25 protein-coding genes and 1 tRNA gene are annotated in these 23,179 nt (G+C 69.5%); 22 read left to right on the plus strand and 4 right to left on the minus strand.

All coding sequences use genetic code 11. From position 1 onward, the window contains the following. The first annotated feature begins 3 nt into the window (after positions 1-3). From gspG to gspN, 8 genes are read left to right on the plus strand one after another with little or no spacing between them, the layout of a single operon-like run. Positions 4-453 carry a type II secretion system major pseudopilin GspG gene (gene gspG, locus AC1DCG_RS12060; RefSeq protein WP_477030564.1) on the plus strand — a complete coding sequence of 150 codons (450 nt, stop codon included), beginning with the start codon at positions 4-6 and terminating at the stop codon, positions 451-453. Then, positions 437-919, plus strand: coding sequence for a GspH/FimT family pseudopilin (locus tag AC1DCG_RS12065; protein WP_477030565.1), 483 nt, complete (start codon positions 437-439; stop codon positions 917-919). Before gspG ends, AC1DCG_RS12065 begins: the two co-directional genes overlap by 17 nt. Continuing rightward, on the plus strand, positions 900-1,271 hold the full coding sequence (gspI, locus tag AC1DCG_RS12070) for a type II secretion system minor pseudopilin GspI (RefSeq protein WP_477030566.1): 372 nt from the start codon (positions 900-902) through the stop codon (positions 1,269-1,271). Before AC1DCG_RS12065 ends, gspI begins: the two co-directional genes overlap by 20 nt. Beyond that, complete coding sequence (gene gspJ / locus AC1DCG_RS12075; RefSeq protein ID WP_477030567.1) at positions 1,268-1,858, plus strand: type II secretion system minor pseudopilin GspJ; 591 nt, start codon at positions 1,268-1,270, stop codon at positions 1,856-1,858. The genes gspI and gspJ overlap by 4 nt, the downstream gene beginning before the upstream one ends. Then, the gene (gene gspK, locus AC1DCG_RS12080; protein WP_477036758.1) at positions 1,855-2,829 is read left to right on the plus strand and encodes a type II secretion system minor pseudopilin GspK; all 975 of its coding nucleotides are present in this window, start codon (positions 1,855-1,857) and stop codon (positions 2,827-2,829) included. The genes gspJ and gspK overlap by 4 nt, the downstream gene beginning before the upstream one ends. After that, on the plus strand, positions 2,826-3,902 hold the full coding sequence (gspL, locus tag AC1DCG_RS12085) for a type II secretion system protein GspL (protein ID WP_477030569.1): 1,077 nt from the start codon (positions 2,826-2,828) through the stop codon (positions 3,900-3,902). Before gspK ends, gspL begins: the two co-directional genes overlap by 4 nt. Beyond that, positions 3,899-4,375 carry a type II secretion system protein M gene (locus AC1DCG_RS12090; protein WP_477030570.1) on the plus strand — a complete coding sequence of 159 codons (477 nt, stop codon included), beginning with the start codon at positions 3,899-3,901 and terminating at the stop codon, positions 4,373-4,375. The genes gspL and AC1DCG_RS12090 overlap by 4 nt, the downstream gene beginning before the upstream one ends. Further along, positions 4,372-5,088, plus strand: a complete 717-nt coding sequence (gene gspN / locus AC1DCG_RS12095; protein ID WP_477036760.1) for a type II secretion system protein N — start codon at positions 4,372-4,374, stop codon at positions 5,086-5,088. The genes AC1DCG_RS12090 and gspN overlap by 4 nt, the downstream gene beginning before the upstream one ends. Here the strand turns inward: gspN and AC1DCG_RS12100 are convergent. Further along, on the minus strand, positions 5,059-5,823 hold the full coding sequence (locus AC1DCG_RS12100) for a prepilin peptidase (RefSeq protein ID WP_477030572.1): 765 nt from the start codon (positions 5,821-5,823) through the stop codon (positions 5,059-5,061). The two genes, gspN and AC1DCG_RS12100, sit on opposite strands and share 30 nt — an antisense overlap. A 296-nt stretch (positions 5,824-6,119) precedes the next feature. Here AC1DCG_RS12100 and AC1DCG_RS12105 point away from each other — a divergent pair, with 296 nt between their 5' ends. The 3 genes from AC1DCG_RS12105 to AC1DCG_RS12115 are packed head-to-tail and all read left to right on the plus strand — an operon-like array spanning position 6,120 to position 11,523. Next, positions 6,120-7,994, plus strand: coding sequence for a type I secretion system permease/ATPase (locus AC1DCG_RS12105; protein ID WP_477030573.1), 1,875 nt, complete (start codon positions 6,120-6,122; stop codon positions 7,992-7,994). Beyond that, a complete protein-coding gene (locus tag AC1DCG_RS12110; protein ID WP_477041499.1) occupies positions 7,895-11,398 on the plus strand; it encodes a cadherin domain-containing protein in 3,504 nt (1,167 codons plus the stop codon). Before AC1DCG_RS12105 ends, AC1DCG_RS12110 begins: the two co-directional genes overlap by 100 nt. 2 nt (positions 11,399-11,400) lie before the next feature. Continuing rightward, positions 11,401-11,523: a hypothetical protein gene (locus AC1DCG_RS12115; RefSeq protein WP_477030575.1), complete on the plus strand. Its 123-nt coding sequence runs from the start codon at positions 11,401-11,403 to the stop codon at positions 11,521-11,523. 28 nt (positions 11,524-11,551) lie between these two features. Here the strand turns inward: AC1DCG_RS12115 and AC1DCG_RS12120 are convergent, their stop codons facing one another. After that, on the minus strand, positions 11,552-11,698 hold the full coding sequence (locus AC1DCG_RS12120; RefSeq protein ID WP_477030614.1) for a hypothetical protein: 147 nt from the start codon (positions 11,696-11,698) through the stop codon (positions 11,552-11,554). Here AC1DCG_RS12120 and AC1DCG_RS12125 point away from each other — a divergent pair. Next, positions 11,643-11,846: a hypothetical protein gene (locus AC1DCG_RS12125; protein WP_477030612.1), complete on the plus strand. Its 204-nt coding sequence runs from the start codon at positions 11,643-11,645 to the stop codon at positions 11,844-11,846. The genes AC1DCG_RS12120 and AC1DCG_RS12125 overlap by 56 nt on opposite strands. Beyond that, positions 11,800-12,072: a toxin-activating lysine-acyltransferase gene (locus AC1DCG_RS12130; protein ID WP_477030576.1), complete on the plus strand. Its 273-nt coding sequence runs from the start codon at positions 11,800-11,802 to the stop codon at positions 12,070-12,072. The genes AC1DCG_RS12125 and AC1DCG_RS12130 overlap by 47 nt, the downstream gene beginning before the upstream one ends. Before the next feature lie 179 nt (positions 12,073-12,251). Here the strand turns inward: AC1DCG_RS12130 and AC1DCG_RS12135 are convergent. Both AC1DCG_RS12135 and gph read right to left on the minus strand, forming a co-directional pair. Further along, a tRNA-Val gene (locus AC1DCG_RS12135) sits at positions 12,252-12,326 on the minus strand. Between the two features lie 51 nt (positions 12,327-12,377). Next, positions 12,378-13,091 carry a phosphoglycolate phosphatase gene (gph, locus tag AC1DCG_RS12140; protein ID WP_477030577.1) on the minus strand — a complete coding sequence of 238 codons (714 nt, stop codon included), beginning with the start codon at positions 13,089-13,091 and terminating at the stop codon, positions 12,378-12,380. 66 nt (positions 13,092-13,157) lie between these two features. Here gph and glmU point away from each other — a divergent pair, with 66 nt between their 5' ends. The 9 genes from glmU (at position 13,158) to AC1DCG_RS12185 (ending at position 23,170) form a co-directional block, all read left to right on the plus strand. Then, a complete protein-coding gene (gene glmU / locus AC1DCG_RS12145) occupies positions 13,158-14,552 on the plus strand; it encodes a bifunctional UDP-N-acetylglucosamine diphosphorylase/glucosamine-1-phosphate N-acetyltransferase GlmU (RefSeq protein WP_477036762.1) in 1,395 nt (464 codons plus the stop codon). Further along, complete coding sequence (gene rpiA / locus AC1DCG_RS12150) at positions 14,549-15,229, plus strand: ribose-5-phosphate isomerase RpiA (RefSeq protein WP_165256218.1); 681 nt, start codon at positions 14,549-14,551, stop codon at positions 15,227-15,229. Before glmU ends, rpiA begins: the two co-directional genes overlap by 4 nt. A gap of 45 nt (positions 15,230-15,274) precedes the next feature. Continuing rightward, entirely contained in the window at positions 15,275-16,672 is a 1,398-nt protein-coding gene (gene gor / locus AC1DCG_RS12155) for a glutathione-disulfide reductase (protein ID WP_477030579.1), read from the plus strand. Continuing rightward, positions 16,669-17,916, plus strand: a complete 1,248-nt coding sequence (locus AC1DCG_RS12160) for an O-antigen ligase family protein (RefSeq protein ID WP_477030580.1) — start codon at positions 16,669-16,671, stop codon at positions 17,914-17,916. The genes gor and AC1DCG_RS12160 overlap by 4 nt, the downstream gene beginning before the upstream one ends. Before the next feature lie 83 nt (positions 17,917-17,999). Further along, positions 18,000-19,379, plus strand: a complete 1,380-nt coding sequence (locus AC1DCG_RS12165; RefSeq protein WP_477041500.1) for a class II 3-deoxy-7-phosphoheptulonate synthase — start codon at positions 18,000-18,002, stop codon at positions 19,377-19,379. A 212-nt stretch (positions 19,380-19,591) separates the two neighbouring features. Beyond that, positions 19,592-21,382, plus strand: coding sequence for a long-chain-acyl-CoA synthetase (locus AC1DCG_RS12170; RefSeq protein WP_477030582.1), 1,791 nt, complete (start codon positions 19,592-19,594; stop codon positions 21,380-21,382). Positions 21,383-21,453: 71 nt separating this feature from the next. Next, a complete protein-coding gene (locus AC1DCG_RS12175) occupies positions 21,454-22,200 on the plus strand; it encodes an alpha/beta hydrolase (RefSeq protein ID WP_477030583.1) in 747 nt (248 codons plus the stop codon). Between the two features lie 146 nt (positions 22,201-22,346). After that, a complete protein-coding gene (gene panD / locus AC1DCG_RS12180) occupies positions 22,347-22,703 on the plus strand; it encodes an aspartate 1-decarboxylase (protein WP_058347267.1) in 357 nt (118 codons plus the stop codon). Further along, positions 22,703-23,170, plus strand: coding sequence for a hypothetical protein (locus AC1DCG_RS12185; RefSeq protein WP_477030584.1), 468 nt, complete (start codon positions 22,703-22,705; stop codon positions 23,168-23,170). The genes panD and AC1DCG_RS12185 overlap by 1 nt, the downstream gene beginning before the upstream one ends. Positions 23,171-23,179: the final 9 nt, after the last annotated feature.

The raw sequence follows: 23,179 nt of genomic DNA on the forward strand, positions 1-23,179 counted from the left end.
ACCATGCGCACCCCTGACAAGACCCGCCGCCGCCGCGTCCGCGAAGCCGGTTTCACCCTGGTGGAGATGATGGTCGTCATCGTCATCCTGGGCCTTCTGGCCACCGTCGTGGCGATCAACGTCCTGCCCAGCCAGGACAAGGCCATGAAGGAAAAGGCCCGCGCCGACGTGGCCGTGCTGGAGCAGGCGCTTGAGGGCTATCGCCTCGACACCTTCGCCTTCCCGCGCACCGAAGACGGCCTGCAGGCCCTGGTGACGCCGCCGGCCAGCCTGGCCCAGCCCGACCGCTACCGCGAGGGCGGCTATGTGCGTCGTCTGCCGAAGGACCCGTGGGGCGCCGACTATCAGTACCGCTCGCCGGGCCAGCATGGGGCGATCGACGTCTTCTCGTTCGGCGCCGACGGCCGCGAGGGCGGCGAGGGCAAGGACGCCGACATTGGCAACTGGGGCTGACATCCAGCGCCCGCCCGGACGCCAGCGGCGAGGGGGCTTCACCCTCGTCGAACTCATGATCGTCCTGGTGATCATGGGGCTGCTGGCCGGCGCGGTGGTGCTGGCGCTGCCGGACGGCCGTCCGAGCCTGCCGCAGGAGGCCGAACGCTTCGCCGCGGCCCTGCTGCGTGCGCGCGACGAGGCCGTGTTCCGCGGCGGGCAGGTCCGCGTGGTGGCGGCCGGCGGCGTCTACCGGTTCGAGCGCCGCGCGGGCCGCGACTGGCGGCCCCTGGACGAGGCGCCGTTCCGGGCTCGGCCGTTCGAGGACGGCACCCAGGTCACGGCGGCGCCCGATGCGACGGTGGTCTTCGATCCCACGGGGCTGGCCAACCCCACCGAGTTCACCCTCGCGCGCGGACAGGTGCGCCGCACCGTCGTCGTCGACCTGGCAGGGAACGTCTCGCTCGATGCCCCGCGCCCCTTCTGAAGCTGGCTTTACGCTGATCGAGCTGCTGGTCGCCCTGGCGATCTTCAGCCTGGCGGTGCTGGCCCTGCTGAACCTCGCCGGTGAGAACACGCGGGCCGGCGGCCGGCTTTCCGACCGCGTTCTGGCCGAGGTGGTGCTGGACAACCGCGCGGTGGAAGCCATGGCCAGCGCAACGCCGCTCGCCATCGGGCTCAGCGCCGGGATCGAGACGGCCGGCGGCAGACCCTGGGCCTGGACGCGTCAGGTCAGCCGCACCGCCGATCCCGCCATCGTTCGCGTCGACATCGTCGTCGCCGCGCCTCGCGCGCGGACGCCGCTGGCCCGGGCCTCGCTGTTTCGGGGCGCGCGATGAAGGGCTTCACCCTGGTCGAGATGCTGGTGGCGGTGCTGATCTTCGCCCTGATCAGCGCGGCGGGCGTGGCCGTGATGGGCTCGACCCTCTCCAACCAGGGCGCGGTGCGCGCGACGGTCGATCGTCATGCCGAGCTGCAGCGCGCCCGGGCCATCCTCAAGGCCGACCTCTCGCAGGCCGCGGCCCGCCGCACGCGTGGCGAGGACGGCCGTCCGGCCCTGACCGCCTTCGCCGGCGGTGATCCCTGGGGCGGCGGCGGCCCGCTGCTGGCCTTCGTGAGGCGGGGCTGGGAGAACCCCGACGCCGATCCCCGCGCCTCGCTCCAGTATGTCGAGTACGCCCTGGTCGAGGGCCGGCTGGAGCGCCGCGCGCGCCCGGCGCTGGACGGCGCGCGCCTCGGTCCGCCGCAGGTGCTGCTGCGCGATGTCGACGGCGTCCGGCCCGCCTTCCTGTTCAATGGCGCGTGGACGCCGACCTGGAAGGGTAATCCGCAGACCGACATCCCGACCGCGGTCCGTCTAGACATGACGCTGGCCGACCTCGGCCGGGTCGACCAGTTGTTCCTGACCTCGGGAGAGGGGCGATGAAGCGCGCTCACGAGGAAGGCGCGGCCCTGCTGACGGTGCTGCTGATGGTCGCCGTCATCGGCATCATCGCCGTCGGGGTGCTGGAAGACATCCGCTTTGGTCTGCGCCGTTCGTTCAACGCCCAGGTCGGCGGTCAGGCGCGCTGGTACGCCCTCGGCGGCGAGCAGATGGCCCGCTCGCACATCGACCAGCTTCTGGCGCGCGATCCTGGCAAGACGTCGCTGGAAGGCGACTGGAACGGACGGTCCGTGGAATTTCCGATCGAGGGTGGCGTGATCCAGGCGCGCCTCGCCGACGCCACCGGGTGCTTCAACCTCAACAGCGTGGTCGAGGCTGACCAGGGCGAGCCGTTCCGCCGTCGCGAGCTGGGCGTGCGCCAGCTCGCCAGCCTGATAACCCTGCTGGGCGCGCCCGATGGCCCAGGCCTCGCCGAAGGCCTGGCGCAATGGATCGACAGCAACGACGTGGGGCCGGCGGGCCTGGAGGACGACGGCTACGCCTCGGTCGCGGCGCCGTATCGCACGGCCGGCGGGCCGCTGGCCGAGGTCAGCGAACTGCGGGCCGTGCGCGGCTTCGACGCCAAGGTCTACGCCTTGCTGCGCCCCCATGTCTGCGCGTTGCCGACCACCGACCTGTCGCCGATCAACGTCAACACCTTGCCCCAGGAGCGAGCCGTGCTGCTGTCGGCGATCACCTTGGGGGCCGTCTCGCCGGAAAGCGCCCGCCAGGCGCTCGCCGCGCGTCCGACGGGCGGCTGGTCGGACCCTGAGGCCTTCTGGGGCCAGCAGGCCCTGGCCGGCGCGGCGCTGGCCGACGGCGTTCGCGACCAGGCGCTCTTTCGCACCCGCTACTTCTCGCTGGAAAGCCGTGTCGGCCTGGCCGGCGGCGAAACCTTCATGACCTCGCTTTTCGAAGCCGGCCCGACGAACCGCGTCCGTCTCGTCGCCCGGCGCTGGACCCTGGAAGAATGACCCGTCTGCTGCTTCTCCCCGAAAGGCCCGACGAGGCCGCCGAGATCGTCGAGGCCGGCGCCCACGGGCCGGTGCGCCGCAAGCTGCTGCCCAGCGAGCAGGGCGGCGGCTCGGCCGTGCTCGTCCTGCCGGGCGCCAAGGCCGTGACCCGCTGGCTCGACCTCCCGGCCGGCAGCCCCGCCCAGGCGCGGGCCGCGGCGGTGTTCCGGATCGGCGACGCCGTTGCGTCCGGCGCCGAAGGCTTGCACCTGGCTGTGGGCGAGCGCGACGCCGAAGGGCGGGCGCTGGTGGTCTGGGTCGACCGCGAGGAGTTGCGCTCGGGCCTGGAGGCGGCGCAGGCGCGAGGCGTCGTCGTCACCGGCGCCGTGCCCGACTACCTGCTGCTGCCGAACGACGCCGAAGGCCGCACCGTCCTGGCCTCGTTCGGCGAGCGGCTGGGCGTACGAGCCGAGGGCCTGGCGTTCGGCGTCGAGCCCGAACTGGCGTCGGCGGTAGTTGGCGACCGGCCGCACCGCTACATCCCGGCTTCCGAGCTCGACAGCTGGCTGCTGGCGAGCGCGGCGCGCCCGCCGGTCGATCTGCTGCAGGGTCAGTTCGCGCCGCGCGCCCAGGGGCCGGCCCTCCGCTGGAAGCGTCTTGCCGTTCTGGCCGCCCTGGTCCTGGTCTCGCCGCTGGTCCTGCCGTTGGCGCAGATCGGCAAGGACGGGCTGGAAGCCCGCGAGCTCGAACGTCGCAACGCCGCCCTGGCCGTGCGCATGGTTCCGGAAGCTGCGCGCTACGGCGATCCGGCGCGATACGCCGTCGGCCGGCTGCAGGCGCGCGGGCGGCAGGGGTTCGGCGATCTCGCAGCCAGCTATCTCGCCGCGGTGCGGGCTGTGCCGGGCATGCGCCTCGACACCCTGGTCCATGGCCAGGACGGCGCGATCCGCTCGTCGGTCTCCTATGCCAACTATTCAGACATGGACGAGTTGCGCGAGGCGCTGAAAGGCGGGGGGCTCGACGTCGTCGAGCAGGGAACGGTCACCGAAGGCCAGCGCGTCACCAGCGACCTGATCGTCCGGAGCAAGCCATGAGCCAGATCCTGGAAACCGCGCGCCGGGCGTGGGACGGCCGCACGCCGCGCGAGCGGGTCATGCTGGCGGTCATGGCCGCGGCGCTCCTGGGCGTCGGCGGCTTCTATGGCGTGGTCACGCCCCTGAAGCGGGCGAGCGGGGAGACCCGTCAACGCCTCCAGGAGGCCCGCGAGCAGGCCGCCGCGCTGAAGCTCGCTTCGGTCAAGGCCGCGCCGTCCAGGCCCGATGCCCGTCCGGTGGCGGCGATCGTGGAAACCAGCGCCGCAGGCCTTGGCGTGCCGATCGCGCGCAAGCGGCAGGAAGGCGAGGGCGCCTTCACCATCTGGATCACCGCCATCGAAGGGCGCGCCCTGTTGCCGTGGGTCGCGTCGCTGGAGCGCCAGAGCGGCCTCCGCGTCGACGGCTTTACCGCCTCGCGCCTCGACAACGGCCTGGTCGAGGCCGAGATCACCTTCGCCAGGACGACGCCATGAAGACGCGGACGATGATCGCGGTGCTGGCGGGGCTGAGCGTCGTTGTGGTCGCGACCCTGGCCCCAGTGACCGTGTTGACGGGGCGGCTGGCCGAGGGCGCGGTGCTGCGGGTTTCCGAGGCGTCCGGCACGGTCTGGCGCGGCCGTGTCGCGCTTGCCACCGCCCAGGGGCGCAGGTTGGGAAGCTTCCAGATCGGACTTTCGCCCTGGGCCCTGCTCGCGGGCGATCTTCGGGTGCACGCCAAGGACAAGGTCGCTGGTCGCGCCTTCATCCTGCGCACCGGGCGCGACAAGGGCGTGGAAGGCCTGACCGGACCGATCTCGCTGGACGCCGATCAGTTGCCCGGGCGTATCGAGGCCACGGGCGTGACCGCGCTGTTCCGGGACGGCCGCTGCCGGCGCGCCGCAGGCCAGATCCGCTTCCGCGCCGCGCAGGATCCCTTGCTGGCGGGAGCGACGTTCTCGGGCGCGCCGGCCTGCGTGGGCGGCGACTGGGTCGCGCGGCTGACGCCGGCCGGCGGCGCGGGCGCCGTGATCACGTTGCGTGCGGACGGCGTGGGGCGGCTCCAGGCCGAGATCGCGGCGGCCACGGCCGATCCCTTACTGGTGCAGGCCGCGCTCGACCGGGGCTTCGTCAAGGACGCCGCAGGCGTCCGGCGCATCGTCACCGCGCGACTTGTCCCGTCAGCCGAGAAAGCCGTGAAGCGGCCCTAGCAGCCAGGTCAGCCAGGCGCCGATGGCCAGGAACACGCCGAACGGCAGGCGCTGGTCCAGCGTCACCTGGCGGCGCAGGGCCAGCTGCGCCAGGGCGACGCTGATCCCGGCCAGCCCCGCCCAGACGACGACCGAGGGCAGGGCGCTCCAGCCCGTCCAGGCGCCGATGGCGCCCAGCAGGCGAGGATCGCCGCCGCCAAGGCCTTCCCGCCCACGCAGGCGCTTGTAGGCCCAGGCCAGAAGCCACAGCGACGCAAAGCCGACCGCCGCGCCCAGCACGGGCGTCCAGACCGGTTCGCGCAGCACCAGGATCGAGACCGCGAAACCGGCCGCCCCCAGCGGCAGGGTCAACCGGTCGGGCAGCCAGAAGTGCTCGCCGTCGATCACCGCCAGCAGCAGCAGCCACCATCCGAACACAGCTGTCGCCAGCGTCACGGGGCCGTCGAAAGCCGCCGCGCTCCAGGCGCCGATCAGCAGGCACGCCACCTCCAGCAGCAGGTATCGGCGCGGGATTGGCGCGCCGCAGCGGCCGCACCGGCCATGCAGCGCCAGAAAGCTGATCAGCGGGATCAGGTCGAGCGGGCCGAGTTTCCGACCGCAGCCGTCGCAGGCCGAGCGGCTCGCCGCCCACGGCCGTTCCGCCGGCAGGCGCAGGGTCAGCAGGCAGATGAAACTGCCCACGAACGGTCCCAGGACGACCGCGGCCAGTGCCCAGAAGATCTCGCTAACCTGCATGGCGGCCGATGGGCCCCTTCGTGCTCTGCTTCGATTTCGCCGGGATACCCTGCCTGGAGCGCGACGGCCAACCGCCCGCGTCCATGTCGGTCCCTGGCCGCAGTCATTCGGCGGAATCCGCTGTACGACTTTTCGGGGAAGGCGCGGGCAAGCTGTAGCAAAAGGTGTGGATAGGGCGAAGCTAAACACAGCCGTTGGTTGCCATCAATTACAGTTGTGCAACGATGCTTCCGACTTGGTGGGGTTGAGTATGTGGGGCGTTCGTCAGATCCGGTTCTCTTGCATGGAGAGCCGTCGTGCCGCTTGATGGCGATGCGCCGTTCGACGTTTCGAACGCGCCCGCGACCCCGTTGCTCACCGCCTTCGTGGCGGTGGCCGCCTTTCTGAACATCAGCCTGGATCCCGAGCAGCTCTCCCACAGCCTGGGCGTGCCGGCCGCAGACCTGTCGCCGGGCGATCTGCTGCGACTGGCCAAGCGGTTGGAGATCCGCGCCAAGCTGGCCTCGTCCCGCATCGATCGGATCGACCGGCTGCCGTTGCCGGCCCTGGCCCTGCGCAAGGACGGAACGTGCATGGTCCTGCTGCAGGCCCAGGGCGGCCGGCTGCTGGTCTACGACGTGGGCGCCGGCCGGCCGATGGCTCTGGACGCGGTCGAGGCCGGCGCAATCCTGAGCGGCCAGTTCCTGCTGATGACCACGCGCGAGCATGTCGCGGGCGGCGCGCGCCGGTTCGACGTCAGCTGGTTCATCCCGGCCCTGGTCAAGTATCGCAACCTGCTGCGCGACGTGCTGCTGGCCTCGCTGTTCCTGCAGGTCCTGGGGCTCATCACCCCGATGTTCTTCCAGGTGGTGATCGACAAGGTCCTGGTCCACAAGAGCCTGACCACGCTGGAAGTGCTGGCCGTCGGCCTGCTGGTGGTCTCGGTCTTCGACGTCGCCATGGGCGGCTTGCGCACCTACCTGTTCTCGCACACGACCAGCCGGGTGGACGCCGAGCTCGGCTCCAAGCTCTTCTCGCACCTGACCCACCTACCGATGGCCTACTTCCAGAGCCGGCGGGTGGGCGACTCCGTGGCGCGCGTTCGCGAGCTGGAGAACATCCGCGAGTTCCTGACCTCGTCGGCCCTGACGGCCGTGCTCGACCTGCTGTTCGCCTCGATCTTCCTGGCCGTGATGTGGCTCTACAGCCCCTGGCTGCTGCTGATCGTGCTGATCACCCTGCCGCTCTACGCGGCGGTGGTGCTGCTGGTCGGGCCGGCCCTGCGCCGTAAGCTCGACGAGAAGTTCGCCCGCGGGGCCGAGAACCAGTCGTTCCTGGTCGAGGCGGTGACTGGCGTCGAGACGCTGAAGGCCCTGGCGGTCGAGCCGCAGATGCAGGCCCGCTGGGAGCGGCAGCTGGCCGGCTACATCAAGTCGAGCTTCGACGCGCGCATGCTGTCCAACTGGGGCTCGCAGGCGATCCAGCTGATCAACAAGCTGGCCGGCGTGGCCTTGCTGTTTTTCGGCGCGCGGCTGGTGGTGGGCGACAACCTCGCCGTCGGCGAACTGGTGGCCTTCAACATGCTGGCCGGCCAGGTCTCCGGCCCGGTGCTGCGCCTGGCCCAATTGGCCCAGGACTTCCAGCAGGCGCGCCTTTCGGTCGAGCGGCTGGGCGACATCCTCAACTCCCCGACCGAACCGGTCGCCTCGACCTCGCGCTCGCGTCTGCCGGCCATCGAGGGCCGCATCGCGCTGGAAAAGGTGTCGTTCCGCTACAAGGCCGACGGCCCGCAGGTGCTGACCGACCTCGACCTGGAGATCGCGCCGGGCGAGGTGATCGGCGTGGTCGGGCCCTCGGGTTCGGGCAAGTCGACCCTGACCAAGCTGATCCAGCGCCTGCACACGCCCGAGCGTGGTCGCGTGCTGGTCGACGGCGTCGACCTGGCCGTGGTCGATCCGGCCTGGCTGCGCCGCCAAGTGGGCGTGGTGCTGCAGGAAAACATCCTCTTCAACCGCACGGTGCGCGAGAATATCGCCCTGGCCGACCCGGCCATGCCGAGGCCGAGAACGCCGGCGTCGGCACGGTTGTGGGCGTGTTCTCCCGCACCGATCCCGACACGACGGACGGCGCGACCTACAGCATCGTCAGCGGCGCCAGTCCGTTCGCGTTCAGCGGTTCGACGCTGGTCGTGAACGGCGGGCTGAACTACGAGGCGGCCGCGTCCTACAACCTGACGATCCGCGTCACCGACAGCTACGGCGCCTATTACGACGAGGTGTTCACGGTCGGCGTGACCAACGTCAACGAGGCTCCGACTGCGCCTTCGGTGCATCAGATCACCAGCATGAGCGGGGAGGGGGTCAGCAGCGATACGCTCGTGGCGACGCTTTCGGCTTCGGATCCGGAAGGTACCGCGCCCGGCTTCGTCGATGTTTTCGACCGGTTCGACTGGTTCTATGTCAGCGGCAATCAGCTGCGCCTGAGGGCTGGGATCAACGTCGACTTCGAGACCTTGAAGGGCCAGGCCGACGGCCAACTCGTCATCAGCGACAGCGATGGCGACGGCCGTCTGGAGGCGGCGGTGGCCATCGCCGTCCGGTCGACGGACGGTTCGCTGCAGTCCAACGACGCCAGCTGGCTCTGGTACCGCTTCGAGGACGTCAACGAGACGCCGACCGACTTCTGGCCGACGGGGGGACTGACGATCGCGGAGAATGCGAGCGTCGGCGCTGTCGTGACGCCTTTMGATCACAGCGACCCGGAAGGCGACAACCTGACCTACCGCGTGGTCGGCGGCGGGCCGTTCGCCTTCAGTGGACCGAACCTGATCCTCAACGGGACTCTGAACTACGAGGCGGTCACGTCCTACACCCTGACCATCGAAGCGAGCGATCCTTCGGGCGCCACGCGCCAGGAACAGGTCACCGTCAACGTCGCCAACGTCAACGAGGCGCCGACCGACATCTGGGTCGGCAGCGGCGGGCTCAGCGTCGCCGAACGAACCGCGGAAGGCACGCTGCTGGCCTCGTTCGGCGGAACAGATCCCGAAGGCAACATCGTCAAGTACGAACTGGTCGGCGATGTCGGCGGCCGCTTCACCCTGGGCGCCAATGGCGAACTGAGGGCGGGGGCGACGCCGATCAGCTACAACGACGGTGCGAGCCGGTCGATCACGGTGCGCGCTACCGATGCCGACGGTCTCACGGTCGACCGCCAGTTTACGATCAGCGTCACCTACATCAACGACGCGCCGTTCGTCAATGAAGCGACCATGACCGTTGTCGAGAACTCAGCTCCCGGCACGCCGGTTGGAACTGTTTCTCTCGGCGACCCTGACGTTGGTCTCAACGGAAAGCTCAAGGTCACCCTGTCGGGCGATGGCGCCGAGAACTTCGCGATCAACGAAGCTGGGCAGGTGGTCCTTCACGGCGCGATCAATTACGAGGCCCACGCCTATCCCTACTATCTCACCGTCACGGTGGCCGATCAGGATGGGGCAGGAGAGTCGCGGAGCGCGTTGCTGACGATCAATGTCGCCAACGCCAACGAAGCGCCGGTGGTCACGACCTACTACACCGGCCAGACGGTGGGAAATCGCACCAGGGGCTACTACTACAAGTTCGTCACCTTCCAGGGCGTGTCCTCCAGCGGTGGCGGTTCCCTGACCTTCACGCTGATGAACGGTATTTCCTGGTTCGGCGGGGAGCACTCCGCCGGCGAGACCTGGACGAGCGCCGACAGCAAGAAGTTCAAGCTGATCCACCAGCGCATTGATCCGTACGAGCCGGACCAATGGGACTTCAATGGCACGATATCCATCAAGGTCACCTACGAGCGTGGTGAGTATGGCTACTATACATACGAGGCCGGCTGGGGTGAGGTGACCCGCGTCGCGCCGGTGGTGCTCGACCTCGACGGCGTCAACCTGCCTGGCAGGCTGAGCAGCACGGTCGTCTTCGACCAGACCGGCCAGGGCGACGACGCCGCCATGGGCTGGATCTCGTCGGGCGACGGCTTCCTGGCCCTCGACCGTAACGGCGACGGCCGGATCGGCGACGTCACCGAGATCTCGTTCGTGAACGACGCGCCCGAAGCCATCTCCGACCTGGAAGGCCTGCGCGCCTACGACAGCAACGGCAACGGCTTCCTCGACGCCGGCGACGAGCGCTTCGGCGAGTTCCTCGTCTGGCGGGATCTCGACGGCGACGCGGTCAGCGACGAGGGCGAGCTGATGACGCTCACCCAGGCGGGCGTCACGGCCATCAATCTCACTCTGGAGACGGTCAACAGCGCTGCGTCCGACGACGACAGCTACATCCACGGCACGACCAGCTTCCAGCGGGCCGACGGCACGTGGGGGACCGCCGGCGACGTGATGCTGGCCGTCGCGCCGCAGATCGAGCTGACGCTGGTCAGCACCGAGCCGCCGGCTGACGGCGAGCCGCCCGCTTCGGCGCCGGCTGAAGGCCAGGAGGCCAGCTCCGGCCTGCTGCCGCCCGTCGTCATCGACCTGGACGGCGACGGCGTGGAGCTCGTCTCGCGCTCGACCTCGACGGTTCGTTTCGACGTGCTGGGCGATGGCCAGGCGGTTCGCACCGGCTGGGTCGGCAAGGACGATGCGTTCCTGGCCCTCGACCGCAACGGCGACGGCGTCATCGGATCGGGGGCGGAGATCTCGTTCGTCCAGGATCTGGCGGGCGCGACCAGCGACCTTGAGGGGCTGGCGGCCTACGACACCGACGGCAACGGCGTGCTGGACGCCGCCGATGCGCGCTTTGGCGACTTCCTGGTCTGGCGCGACGCCAACCAGGACGGCGTCAGCCAGGCCGACGAACTGCGGCGGCTGAGCCAGGTCAGGATCGTCGGGCTCGACCTGACGGGCGCCAAGACCGGCGCCAGCCAGGCGGGCGCCCAGGACAACCTCGTCCTGGCGCATGCCAACGCCCTGCTGGAGGACGGCTCCTACTTGGCCGTGGGCGACGTCATGCTGTCCTACGACCTCAGCGCCGAGCCGGCCGCCAGGCCGCTGGGCGTGGAGGCCTCCGTCGCGTCCTCCGAACCCGACGCCCTGCTGACGCCGGTTCTTCCGTCCAGCGCGCTCTTCGGCGACGCCCTGGCTTCGCCTCACGCCTGGCGTGAAGCGCTCGTCGAGGAAGCGCTGGCCGCGTGGAACGGCGGCGAGACCTCGGTCACCGCCACGGGGGCCTCCAACCAGCAGGTCTCGGCCGAGCAGGTCCTCGAAACCGCCGCCGACGCTTCCGCCGCGTCGAAGGCGGCCCAGGAGGAAAAGCCGCTCGACGAGATCGACCGCTCGTCGTCTTCCCCGGCCGCCGCCCAGCAGTCGCGGGCGGCCTCGGGCGAGAACGTCGCGCAGCCGCAGGTCGACGAGCCGGCGACCGCCGGCGCGGGGGCCGATCCCGCGCTGCTGGCCGCCCTTGCGCCGGGCCGTCCGGGCAGCGCAGACCTGTCGGCGCTGCTGCAGGCGGGCGATCTGTCGGGGGCGGGCCTGTCGACCGCCGACTACGACTCGCTGATCGGGCGCAGGCTCCCTCGGCGCTGGACGGCGGCCTGTCGCTGGCCCAGAAGAACCGTCTGAAGATGGTGCAGGCCATGGCCGGCTTCACCGTCGACGAGGGCGCATTCGGTCCGGACGCCCTGCGCGCCGGCCACGCCCAATCCCTGGCGCTGCTTACGGCGCTGCCTGATGTTCGAGCGTCCTGATGACCATTTCAGCTACCATTTCTTCCGATCAGAGCCACGGTGCGCCCCGCACCGTGGCCGAGGCCCTCGGCCAGATCGTCTGGCTGCTCAGCCAGTCGCCCCTGCACCGCGAACTGAAGATCAAGGCGCTGGAGTGGTCGTTCATGCCGGCCGTCGTCAGCGAGCAGTTCCGCATCTTCCGCTTCGGCCCCACCCCCGGGGCTGAGCGACGCCGACCCGGCCGAGTTCGCCAAGCTCGGCCTCACCCGCGAGGGCCTGGAGAGCCTGCCCCTGGGCGTGGCGATCTGGGCCAACCTGTCGGCGGCCGCCGAGGCCAAGCTTGAGGCCGGCGAGCCCCTGGAGGCCGCCGACTGGACCTCCGGCGATCGGCTCTGGCTGGTCGAGATGATCTCGCCGTTCGCCACGGCCGAGAACAAGCTGACCGAGATCATGCTGCTGGACCTGATGAACGGCCCGTTCGCCAACCGCCAGGTCAACCTGCACCGCACCGACCCCCAGACCGGCGAGCGCAAGCGCGTCACCTTCGGCGGACCCGTCGCCGCAGCCTGAGCAAGTTCGTCGGCCGGCGATCGAGTCGGCCGCGACCGGTGGAGCGGTTCTCCGCTCCACCGGGCTCGTCATCCGTGAACATTGCCGACGCTTAGAGACGTCGGACGCGACAGGCGTTCGCGCGCGCTGACGCGACCTGTGCGCCCGTGACGTTGTCTGCATTATGCTTGGGAAGGAAGTGGTGGATGCGACAGGGATTGAACCTGTGACCCCCTCGGTGTGAACGAGGTGCTCTCCCGCTGAGCTACGCATCCGCCGTGTGGGCTAGGCCTTCCGAAGAAGTCCCCGCCGCGAGAGGAAGGGGGCTATAGACCGCTCTTTTCTGCGCCGCAAGAGGCCAAAAGCGAGATTGCGGCCTCAGGCACCTCGGAAAAGCGATCTATCAACAGATCTCCGCCCAATGTCTCCACCGGAGCCTCGGTGTAGCCGAACGAGACCAGCAGGGCGGGCACCTTGGCGGCCTTGGCGCTGAGCACGTCGTTGATGCTGTCGCCCACCATGACGGCGCGAGCCGGGTCGCCGTCGACCGCGGCGATGGCCGCCAGCACATGGCGCGGATCGGGCTTGGGGGCGGGGGCGTCGTCGGCGCCGACCACGGCGTCGAAGAATCGGGTGAGGTCGACGGCGTCCAGCAGGGCCACCGACAGGTGGGTCAGCTTGTTGGTGCAGACGACGAGGCGCGCGCCGGCGGCCTTCAGGGCTTCCAGCGTCTCGACCACGCCCTCGAACGGCGCGCTCTCGTGGGCGATGCGGCCCAGATAGATGGCGATGAAGCGCTCGACGAGCCTTGGGGCGCGCTCGGCGTCCAGCGGCGCCCCGGCGGCGGCGAAGCCGCGTTCCAGCAGGGCCTTGGCGCCGCGCCCGACCATCTTGCGCACGTCGTCGAAGGGCAGGGCGGGCAGGCCCTCCTCGGCGAGGATGGTGTTCAGCGCGCCCACGAGGTCCGGCGCGGTGTCGACCAGGGTGCCGTCGAGGTCGAAGGCGATCGTGCTGTCTTTGAGAGCGTGCGAGAGAGACATGGCTCTGGCCTTTCGGCTAAAGGCGCGGCTAATGCAACTTTGGTTCGCTTCGGAGTCGCGCCGAGCATGACGCAGATCGCCCCCAATCATCACACGGGTCGCCCCCGCGCCGCCGTGATTCTGGCCGCCGGCCAGGGCACGCGCATGAAGTCGCCGACGCCCAAGGTGCTGCACAAGGTCGGCGGTCGGCCGATGCTCGACCACGCCATCGACGCCGCTCAGGCCCTGGGCTGCGAGCGGATCGTGGTGGTGGTCGGCGCCCACAGCCCGCAGGTCGGCGAGCATGCCCGCAAGCGTCTGGGCCCGAACGCCACCGTCGTGCAGGACCCGCCGCTGGGCACCGGCCACGCCGTGCTGGCCGCCAAGGACGCCCTGGCCGACTTCGATGGCGACGTGGTCGTCACCTATGCCGACTGCCCGCTGCTGAACGCCCCGGTGATCGCGCCGCTGTTCGACCTGCGCGCCGCCGGAACCGATGTCGCCGTGCTGGGCTTCGAGGCCGCCGATCCGGGCGCCTATGGCCGCCTGGTGCTGGCGCCCGGCCATGTGCTGCTGCGCATCGTCGAGGCCAAGGACGCCGAGCCGGCCGTCCTGGCGCTCAAGCACTGCAATTCCGGGGTCCTGGCCGCCGACCGGGCCCAACTGTTCGACCTGCTGGCCGCCGTCGGCAACGACAACGCCAAGGGCGAGTACTACCTGACCGACATCGTCGGCATCGCCCATGATCGCAAGCTGGCCACCCGCGCCACCTTCGCGCCGGAGGCCGCGGTGCAGGGCGTCAACTCCCAGGCCGAACTGGCCGCGGCCGAAGCCGTCTGGCAGGCCGGCCGCCGCGCCGCCCTGATGACCGAGGGCGTGACCATGCCCGCGCCCGAGACCGTGCACCTGTCGTGGGACACGACGATCGCCGCGGGCGTGACCGTCGAGCCGTTCGTGGTGTTCGGCGCGGGCGTCAGCGTCGCCTCGGGCGCGGTGATCAAGGCCTTCAGCCACCTGGAAGGCGCCAGCGTCGGGGAGGGAGCCCTGATCGGCCCCTACGCCCGCCTGCGTCCGGGGGCCGAGATCGGTGCTGAGGCCCACATCGGCAACTTCGTCGAGGTCAAGAAGGTCAAGGTCGGCGCCGGCGCCAAGGCCAACCACCTGACCTATCTGGGCGACGGCACGGTCGGACCGAAGGCCAACATCGGCGCCGGCACGATCTTCTGCAACTACGATGGCTTCGAGAAGTTCGAGACCCATGTCGGCGCGGGCGCCTTCATCGGCTCGAACTCGGCCCTGGTCGCGCCCGTGCGGATCGGCGACGGGGCGATGACCGGCTCGGGCTCGGTGATCACCGCCGACGTGCCGGCCGGCGACCTGGCGCTGAGCCGCGCCCCGCAAGCCAACAAGACCGGGTGGGCGGCCAAGTTCCGCGCCCTCAAGCAGGCCCAGAAGCTGGCAAAGAAGGACAAGAAGGCATGAGCGCCGACGCGCAGAAGAAGGCTTCGGGTGAAGCCGCCGCCCTGCTGGTGGAGCCGGGCATGGTCGTGGGCCTGGGCACCGGCTCGACCGCCGCCTGGTTCGTCAAGGCGCTGGCGGCCCGCAAGCTCGACGTCCGCGGCGTGCCGACCTCGGAAGCCACCGCGAGCCTCGCCCGCGAACTCGGCATCCCGCTGGCGACGCTGGACGACGTCATGTCGATCGATCTGACCGTCGACGGCGCCGACGAGATCGGCCCGGGCCTTTCCCTGATCAAGGGCGGCGGTGCGGCCCTGCTGCGCGAGAAGCTGGTCTGGGAGGCCTCCAAGCGTTGCGTCGTCATCGCCGACGCCGCCAAGCACGTGAAGGTGCTGGGCAAGTTCCCGTTGCCGATCGAGGTGGTGCGCTTCGGCCACCCCCATACCGGACGCCGCCTGGCCGACATCGCCGCCGAGTTCGACCTGCCGCCGCCGCGCCTGCGCATGGCCGACCGGGGCATCGTCGTCACCGACGGCGGCAACGTGATCTACGACATGGCCTCGGGCGCGATCGCCGAGCCGGCGGCCCTGGCCGCGGCGCTGAAGGCCGTCACCGGCGTGGTCGATCACGGCCTGTTCCTCGACCTGGCCGACGAGGCCCTGGTGGGAACCGACGATGGGGTGGTCAAGCTTCTGCCTTGATCCCATATCCCGCTACTTCAAGTTCGCTTTGATCCGGAGCCGATGATGGCTGAGTACGACTTCGACCTCTTCGTCATCGGCGCCGGTTCGGGCGGCGTGCGCGCCGCGCGGCTGGCGGCCCTGTCGGGCGCCAAGGTCGCCGTGGCCGAGGAGTACCGGGTCGGCGGCACCTGCGTGGTGCGCGGCTGCGTGCCCAAGAAGTTCATGGTCTACGCCAGCGAGGTCTCCAGCCAGCTGAAGACCGCCAAGGGCTACGGCTGGACGATCGGCGAGGCCTCGTTCGACTGGAAGACCTTCCTGCACGACAAGGACGTCGAGATCGCGCGCCTGTCGGGCATCTACGTCACCAACCTGCGCAAGGCCGGCGCCCACCTGCTGCACGGCAAGGCGCGGATCCTCGACGCCCACACCGTCGAGGTGCTGCCCAAGGAAGGCTCGGAAGGCGACGCCGGCCGCTACACCGCCAAGCGGATCCTGGTGGCCACCGGCGGCCGCCCGGTGCGTCCGGAGTTCGAGGGCGCCGAGCACGGGATCACCTCGGACGAGGCATTCCACCTGCCCACCCTGCCCAAGCGCGTGCTGGTGGTCGGCGGCGGCTATATCGCCGTCGAGTTCGCCGGCATCTATGCCGGTCTTGGCGTCGAGACCACGCTCTGCTACCGCGGTTCGAACATCCTGCGCGGCTTCGACGACGACGTGCGCTCGCATCTCGCCGACGAGATGGAGAAGCGCGGCGTCAAGGTGGTGCTGGGCTGCTCGCACAAGTCGATCGAAAAGACCGAAGGCGGCCTCGTCAGCACCTTCAACAACAACCTCACCTTCGAGAGCGACGTCGTCCTGTTCGCCACCGGCCGCGACCCCTATGTCGAAGGGCTGGGGCTCGAGAACGCCGGGGTGAAGCTGAACGACAAGGGCGCGATCGCCGTCGACGCCCACTCCAAGACCAATGTCGACAGCATCTGGGCCGTCGGCGACGTCACCGACCGCATCAACCTCACGCCGGTGGCCATCCGCGAGGGCGCGGCCTTCGCCCAGACCGAATTCTACGGCAATCCGACCTCCTTCGATCACGATCTGGTCGCCTCGGCCGTGTTCTCGCAGCCGCCGATCGGCGCGGTGGGCATGAGCGAGGCCGAGGCCCGCCACGCCTTCGGCAAGGTCGACATCTATCGCGCCGTCTTCCGGCCGATGAAGCTCACCTTCTACGGCGGCCAGGAGCGCTGCCTGATGAAGCTGGTCGTTCGACAGGACAACGAGCAGGTCGTCGGCGTCCACGTCGTCGGTCCCGACGCCCCCGAGATCATCCAGATGGCCGCCATCGCCGTGAAGATGGGCGTGACCAAGTCGCAGTGGGATTCGACCTGCGCGGTGCACCCGACCCTGGCCGAGGAACTCGTCACCATGCGCGAGAAGTACGTTCCGGCCGAGGTGGGCGGCGTATGAGCCAGGCTCCCGCTATTCCCGAGAAGGGCACGCCCTGGCTCGGGGGCGTGATGATCTTCATCTTCGCGCTCACCCCGCTGCTCGGCTACGCCGCGCAACTGGGCTTCGCGCCGCTGATGGCGCTCGCGGGCCTGCTGGTGCTGCCGATCATGGGCAAGCCTCGCGCGCCGGCCGCGCCGGCCCTGATGCTGCTGCTTCTGGCGGTGTGGGCCGCCGTCAGCATGACCTGGAGCCCGGCCGCGCCGCCGCCCGGATCGCTCAAGGACTACGGCGACATCGAGAAGATCACCGCGGTGAAGCTGTTCCTGCAGCTGGCGCTCTATGGAGCCGCCGTGGCGGCCGCCTTGCGCCTCTCGGGCCAGGCGGCTGATCGGGCGGCCACCGTCATGGGCTTTGGCGTACTGGCCCTGGCCGTGGTCGTCGGCGTCGACGCCATGAGCGGCGCGTCGATCTTCCAGAAGCTGCGCGTGCTGACCGGCGATCCGATCCGGCCGGACCTGGCCAAGGTCAAGATCTCGATCGGCTGCTACGTGATGGCGGTGCTGTTCTGGCCGGCGGCCGCGGCGCTGGCGCGCCGGGGCAAGCAGGCGGGCGTCGTGCTGCTGCTGGCCGGCGTCATCACCACCTCGGTGCTGTCGAGCGCCGACTCCTGCCTGGTCGCCCTGGCGGCGGGCGCTGTCGTCTGGTTCCTGATCAAGGCGACCGGCAAGATCGGCGGGCGCGTGCTGACCCTGATCGTGGCCATTCCGTTCGTCGTCGCGCCGATCGCCGTGCTGTGGGCCATCCAGAGCGGCTTCTGGGGCTGGCTGCACGACTTCGTGCCCCCGTCGTGGGACGCGCGTCTGAACATCTGGGCCTTCGCCGCCGACCACATCCAGGACCACCCGTTCCGTGGCTGGGGCCTGGACGCCAGCCGCACCTTCGGCGACGCCATTCCGCTGCACACCCACAACGCCCAGCTTCAGCTGTGGCTCGAACTCGGCGCGGTGGGGGCGGCGCTCGTCGGCGCCTTCTTCTGCTGGCTGGCCCACGGTGTCACTCGCGCGGCCGAGACCGATCGGGGCGCGGCGGCCATGAGCGGCGCGGCGCTGACCAGCTATCTGGTCGTCGGCGCGCTGAGCTTCGGCGTCTGGCAGGAGTGGTGGATCGCCGTCGGCGCCCTGGCTGTCATCGCCTGTATCGCCGTGCGTCGTTCGAGCGGCGGATACAGCGACGAGTGGGTCGAAATTTCCCCGGTCGGCTAGGCTACAGCCGGTTCGTCGCACGATTTTTGCTTTTACCCCTAGGGTGCGCTATGAGCGCTACCCTTTAGAACTTCGAGATCATCATGACCGCCCGGTGGACCCCCGCGACCTGGAGAGCCAAACCCGCCAAGCACGTGCCGACCGATTATCCGGACGCGGCCGCCGTCGAGCGTGTTGAACAGACCCTCCGCCAGATGCCGCCGCTGGTCTTCGCCGGCGAGGCGCGGCGCCTGAAGTCGCTGCTGGGCGATGTCGCGGAAGGCCGGGCCTTCCTGCTGCAGGGCGGCGACTGCGCCGAGAGCTTCAAGGAGTTCCACGCCGACAACATCCGCGACACGTTCCGTCTGATCCTGCAGATGGCGGTCGTGCTGACCTTCGCCGGCGGCAAGCCGGTGGTGAAGGTCGGGCGGATCGCCGGCCAGTTCGCCAAGCCGCGCTCGGAACCGATCGAGACGATCGGCGAGACGACGCTGCCGTCCTATCGCGGCGACATCATCAACGGCATGGACTTCAACCCCGAAGAGCGCGTGCCCGACCCGGACCGCCTGCTCAAGGCCTACGGCCAGTCGGCGGCGACGCTGAACCTGCTGCGCGCCTTCGCCAGCGGCGGTTATGCCGACCTCTACAACATCCACCGCTGGACCCTGGGCTTCGTCGGCGACAGCCCGCAGGGCGCGCGCTACCGCGAACTGTCGGAGAAGATCTCCGAGGCCCTGACCTTCATGTCGGCCGTCGGCGTCACGCCCGACACCCAGCCCGACCTCAAGCGCGTGGAGTTCTTCACCAGCCACGAAGCGCTGCTGCTGGGCTTCGAGGAAGCCATGACCCGCGTCGATAGCACCTCGGGCGACTGGTACGACACCAGCGCCCACCTGCTGTGGATCGGCGAGCGCACCCGCCAGCTGGACGGCGCCCATATCGAGTTCATGCGGGGCGTGAAGAACCCGATCGGCCTGAAGTGCGGCCCGACCATGGAGGGCGACGACCTCCTGCGTCTGATCGACGTCCTGAACCCCAACAACGAGCCGGGCCGCCTGACGCTGTACGGCCGCTTCGGTTCGGACAAGATCGCCGATCGCCTGCCGCGCCTGATGAAGGCCACCAAGGCCGACGGCCGCTCGGTGGTCTGGGCCACCGACCCGATGCATGGCAACACGCTGAAGGCCTCGACCGGCTACAAGACCCGTCCGTTCGACCGCATTCTCTCCGAAGTGAAGACCTTCGTGGAAGTGGCCCATTCGGAAGGCGTCCATCCGGGCGGCGTGCACCTGGAAATGACCGGCCAGAACGTCACCGAGTGCCTGGGCGGCGCCCGCKCGGTGTCGGAGACCGATCTCGCCGATCGCTACCACACCCACTGCGACCCGCGCCTCAACGGCGAGCAGGCCCTGGAGCTGGCGTTCCTGGTCGCCGAGAAGCTGAAGGCCGCGCGCGACAACCAGCGCAAGGTCGCCAACGGCTGAGATGCAGGCTGACCTTAGGGTCAACCTCGAATCCGAGACCAAAGGGGCCGCGTGGATCAGTTCCACGCGGCCCTTTCAATAGTGCCCCTACGGCATGCGAAAAGATTTGTCGCAATTGCGAGGTTGCTTTTCGCAGATGCACACTCAAGACCTTCCAACGACTTGACCGCTAGCCCGGCGCTCTCCAATGGTTGTTTGAAGGGAGTGAATTTATGCGTCTGCAGGCCAAGTTGAAGCGCGAGTGGCGGTTCCTGAAGGGGCTGACCCGCACCCTCAAGCGTGTGAAGTCCATTGCGCCCGACAGCGACAACCTGATTTGCGACGATCTGGAAGCGGCGGTCGACAAGTGGCGGAACAATCCCGCCATCACGTTCGAGGGCAAGACGATCACCTATGCGGAGCTGGACGCGATCGCGAACCGCTATGCGCATTGGGCCAAGGGGCAGGGGATCACCCGCGGTCAGACCGTGGCGCTCTTCATGCCCAACCGCATCGAGTACCTGGCCATCTGGTACGGCCTTTCGAAGGTCGGCGTCGCCACGGCTCTGATAAATAACCAACTGACGGGCGCCGCGCTGGCGCACTGCCTCAACATCTCCCAGGCGCTGCACTGCATCGTCGACCCGGAGACCTCGCCCTGCTTCGAGGACGTCAAGGAGCAGCTTGGCCGTCACATCCAGCAATGGGTGCTGGGCCCGGTGCACGGCGACCAGCGCGATCTGGTCAACGCGCTGAAGAGCTGCAGCCAGCTGCGCCCCGACCGCCTGACGGCCCGCGACGGCCTGGTGGCCAAGGACACCGCCCTCTACATCTTCACCAGCGGCACCACGGGCCTGCCCAAGGCCGCGCGCATCACCCACATGCGCGCCCAGCTCTACATGCGCGGCTTCGCCGGCTCGACGGACTCGCGCGCGACCGACCGCATCTACGTGACCCTGCCGCTCTATCACGCCACCGGCGGCCTCTGCGCCATGGGCGCTGGCCTGCTGAACGGCGGCAGCATCGTCCTGCGCAAGAAGTTCTCGGCCACCCACTTCTGGAGCGACGTGGTCAGCGAGAACTGCACCATGTTCGTCTATATCGGCGAGCTGTGCCGCTACCTGGCCAACCAGCCCGAGAACGAGTTCGAGCGCGCCCACAAGCTGCGCCTGATCTTCGGCAACGGCCTGCGTCCCGACGTCTGGGACGACATGCTCGACCGCTTCAAGGTCGGCGGGGTGCTGGAGTTCTACGGCGCCACCGAAGGCAACGTGTCGCTGTTCAACTTCGACGGCCGCCGCGGGGCCATCGGTCGGGTGCCGGGCTACCTGAAGAAGAAGTTCAACATCCGCATCGTCAAGTTCGACGTCGAGACCGAGACCCCCGTGCGCGGCCCCAACGGCTGCTGCGTCGAGGTCAAGCCCGGCGAGATCGGCGAGTGCATCGGCCACATCGCCAGCGACGCCCGCTCCAACTTCACCGGCTACGCCGACAAGGCCGCCACCGAGAAGAAGGTGCTGCACGACGTCTTCGAAAAGGGCGACGCCTGGTTCCGCACCGGCGACCTGATGCGCCAGGACGGGGACGGCTACATCTACTTCGTCGACCGCATCGGCGACACCTTCCGCTGGAAGGGCGAGAACGTCGCCACCAGCGAGGTGTCCGAGCGCCTGGCGGGCTTCCCGGGCGTCAAGGAAATCAACGTCTACGGCGTGCCGGTGGGCGACCTCGACGGCAAGGCCGGCATGGCCTCGCTGGTCGTCGGTCCCGAGTTCGAGATCGAGAACCTGGCCGAATATGTCGACCGCGAGATGCCAGCCTACGCTCGTCCCGTGTTCGTGCGCCTGCAGCCCGAGATCGAGACGACCGGCACCTTCAAGTACCGCAAGATCGACCTGGTGAAGGAGGGCTTCGACCCGGCCGTCATCAAGGATCCGCTGTACTTCCGCGAGCCCGGCAAGGGCTATGTGAAGATCACCAAGGCGGCCCACGCCAAGATCCTGGCCGGCGGGTTCAAGCTCTGAGCCTGGGCGAGGCCTGGTCGCCGCTGGCGATCTTCGCCGCCCTGACGCCCAAGGACCCCGCGCGCCGCCCGGTGCGCGGGGTTTCCTATGGCGAGCACCCCCGTCAACGGCTCGACGTCTATGCGCCCGCCGACGGCGCGGGCGGCTGGCCGGTGCTGGTGTTCTTCTACGGCGGGGCGTGGAACTCAGGCCGGCGGGGCGACTACGGCTGGACCGCGCGCGCTCTGGCGGCCCAGGGTTTCCTGGTCGTCGTGCCGGACTACCGCCTCCATCCCGAGGTCCGCTATCCGGCTTTCCTCGAGGATGCTGCGCTCGCCGTCCGCTGGGCGGTCGAGCATGCGCCGCGCCTGGGCGGGAATCCGGGGCGGCTGTCGCTGGCCGGACATTCGGCCGGCGCCTACATCGCCGCGATGCTGTCGCTGGATCGCGCCTATCTGGCCGCCGCCGGGGTCGAGGGCGAGAGGGTACGGGCCTTCGCCGGCCTGTCGGGCCCCTACGCCTTCCTGCCGCTCGACGGCCCCATCACCACCCGCACTTTCGGCCACGCGGACGATCTTCCGGCCACCCAGCCGATCAGTTTCGTCCGCACCGACGCGCCAGCCGCGTTCCTGGCGACGGGGGAGGGCGATCAAACCGTCCGTCCGCGCAACACCCGCAAGCTGGCCGAGGCCTTGCGCGAGGCCGGCGCGATCGTCGAGGAGCAGGTCTATCCGGGCCTGGACCACGCCGCGCCTCTGCTGGCGCTGTCGCGGCCGTTCCGCTGCAAGGCGCCGGTGCTGGCCCAGATGACGGCCTTCCTGAAGGCCAGGGCCGGCTGATCCCGCGCGACGATCCACCGCGCCTTGCTGCGCTGCGATTGAACCTGGGGCCCATCCTGTCTATATGGCCGAGACTGAACGCGGGTCATGTGTGTGGCGACCTCGCGAAATCCCAGTGTTTCAACGAGATAAGAAGGGGCGTCGCCATGCTTCTGACCATGATGAAGGCCAAGCTGCACCGCGCCACGGTGACCCAGGCCGACCTCGACTACGAAGGTTCGATCGCCATCGACCGCGATCTGCTCGACGCTTCGGGCATCCTGCCCAACGAGCAGGTCGACGTGCTCAACATCACCACCGGCGCGCGCTTCACCACCTACGCCATCGAAGCCCCGCGGGGCTCCAAGGTGATCGGCGTCAACGGCGCCGCCGCCCGTCTGGTGCAGAAGAACGACACCGTCATCGTCGTCACCTACTGCCAGATGCCGGCCGAAGAGGCCCGCAACTACGCCCCCACCGTCGTGCTGCTCGACGAAGGCAACGTCATCAAGCAGGCCGCCTGATGCGGTCCGGCGCCGTCCCGGCTTTCGTCCTGGTCGGCGCTCTGGCGCTGGCCGGCTGCGGCGGCCCCAAGCTGCCCAAGGGCGTCGACGAGGACGCCCTGACCCAGGCCGTCGGCCGGGCCATCGGCTCGCCCTCGACCTGCGTGCTGATCGCGCAAGCCGACGGCAAGGTGCTGTGGACGGGCGGGGGCTACATCTCCTGCGCCCGCAACCTGCCGACCTGCGAGGGCAAGACCTCGACGGCCCAGGACGTGCTCAAGGCCAACCTGGCCGGCGAGGCGAAATTCATCAGCTGCGACAGCAGCCCGACCAACCGTGTGGGCTGGGCCATGGGGCCGGTGCCGGCCGGCAAGGGCCGCCAGGCCTCGGGCCTGCGCTATGTCGCGGTCATGGAGGGCGATCGCGCCCTGCCGGGCATCGAGATCCAGGACCGCGTCGAGCGCGCCTTCGTCCGCGCCGGCTTCTGACAAAGGAAA

The sequence above is a fragment of the Caulobacter sp. 10L414 genome, from assembly GCF_056395525.1.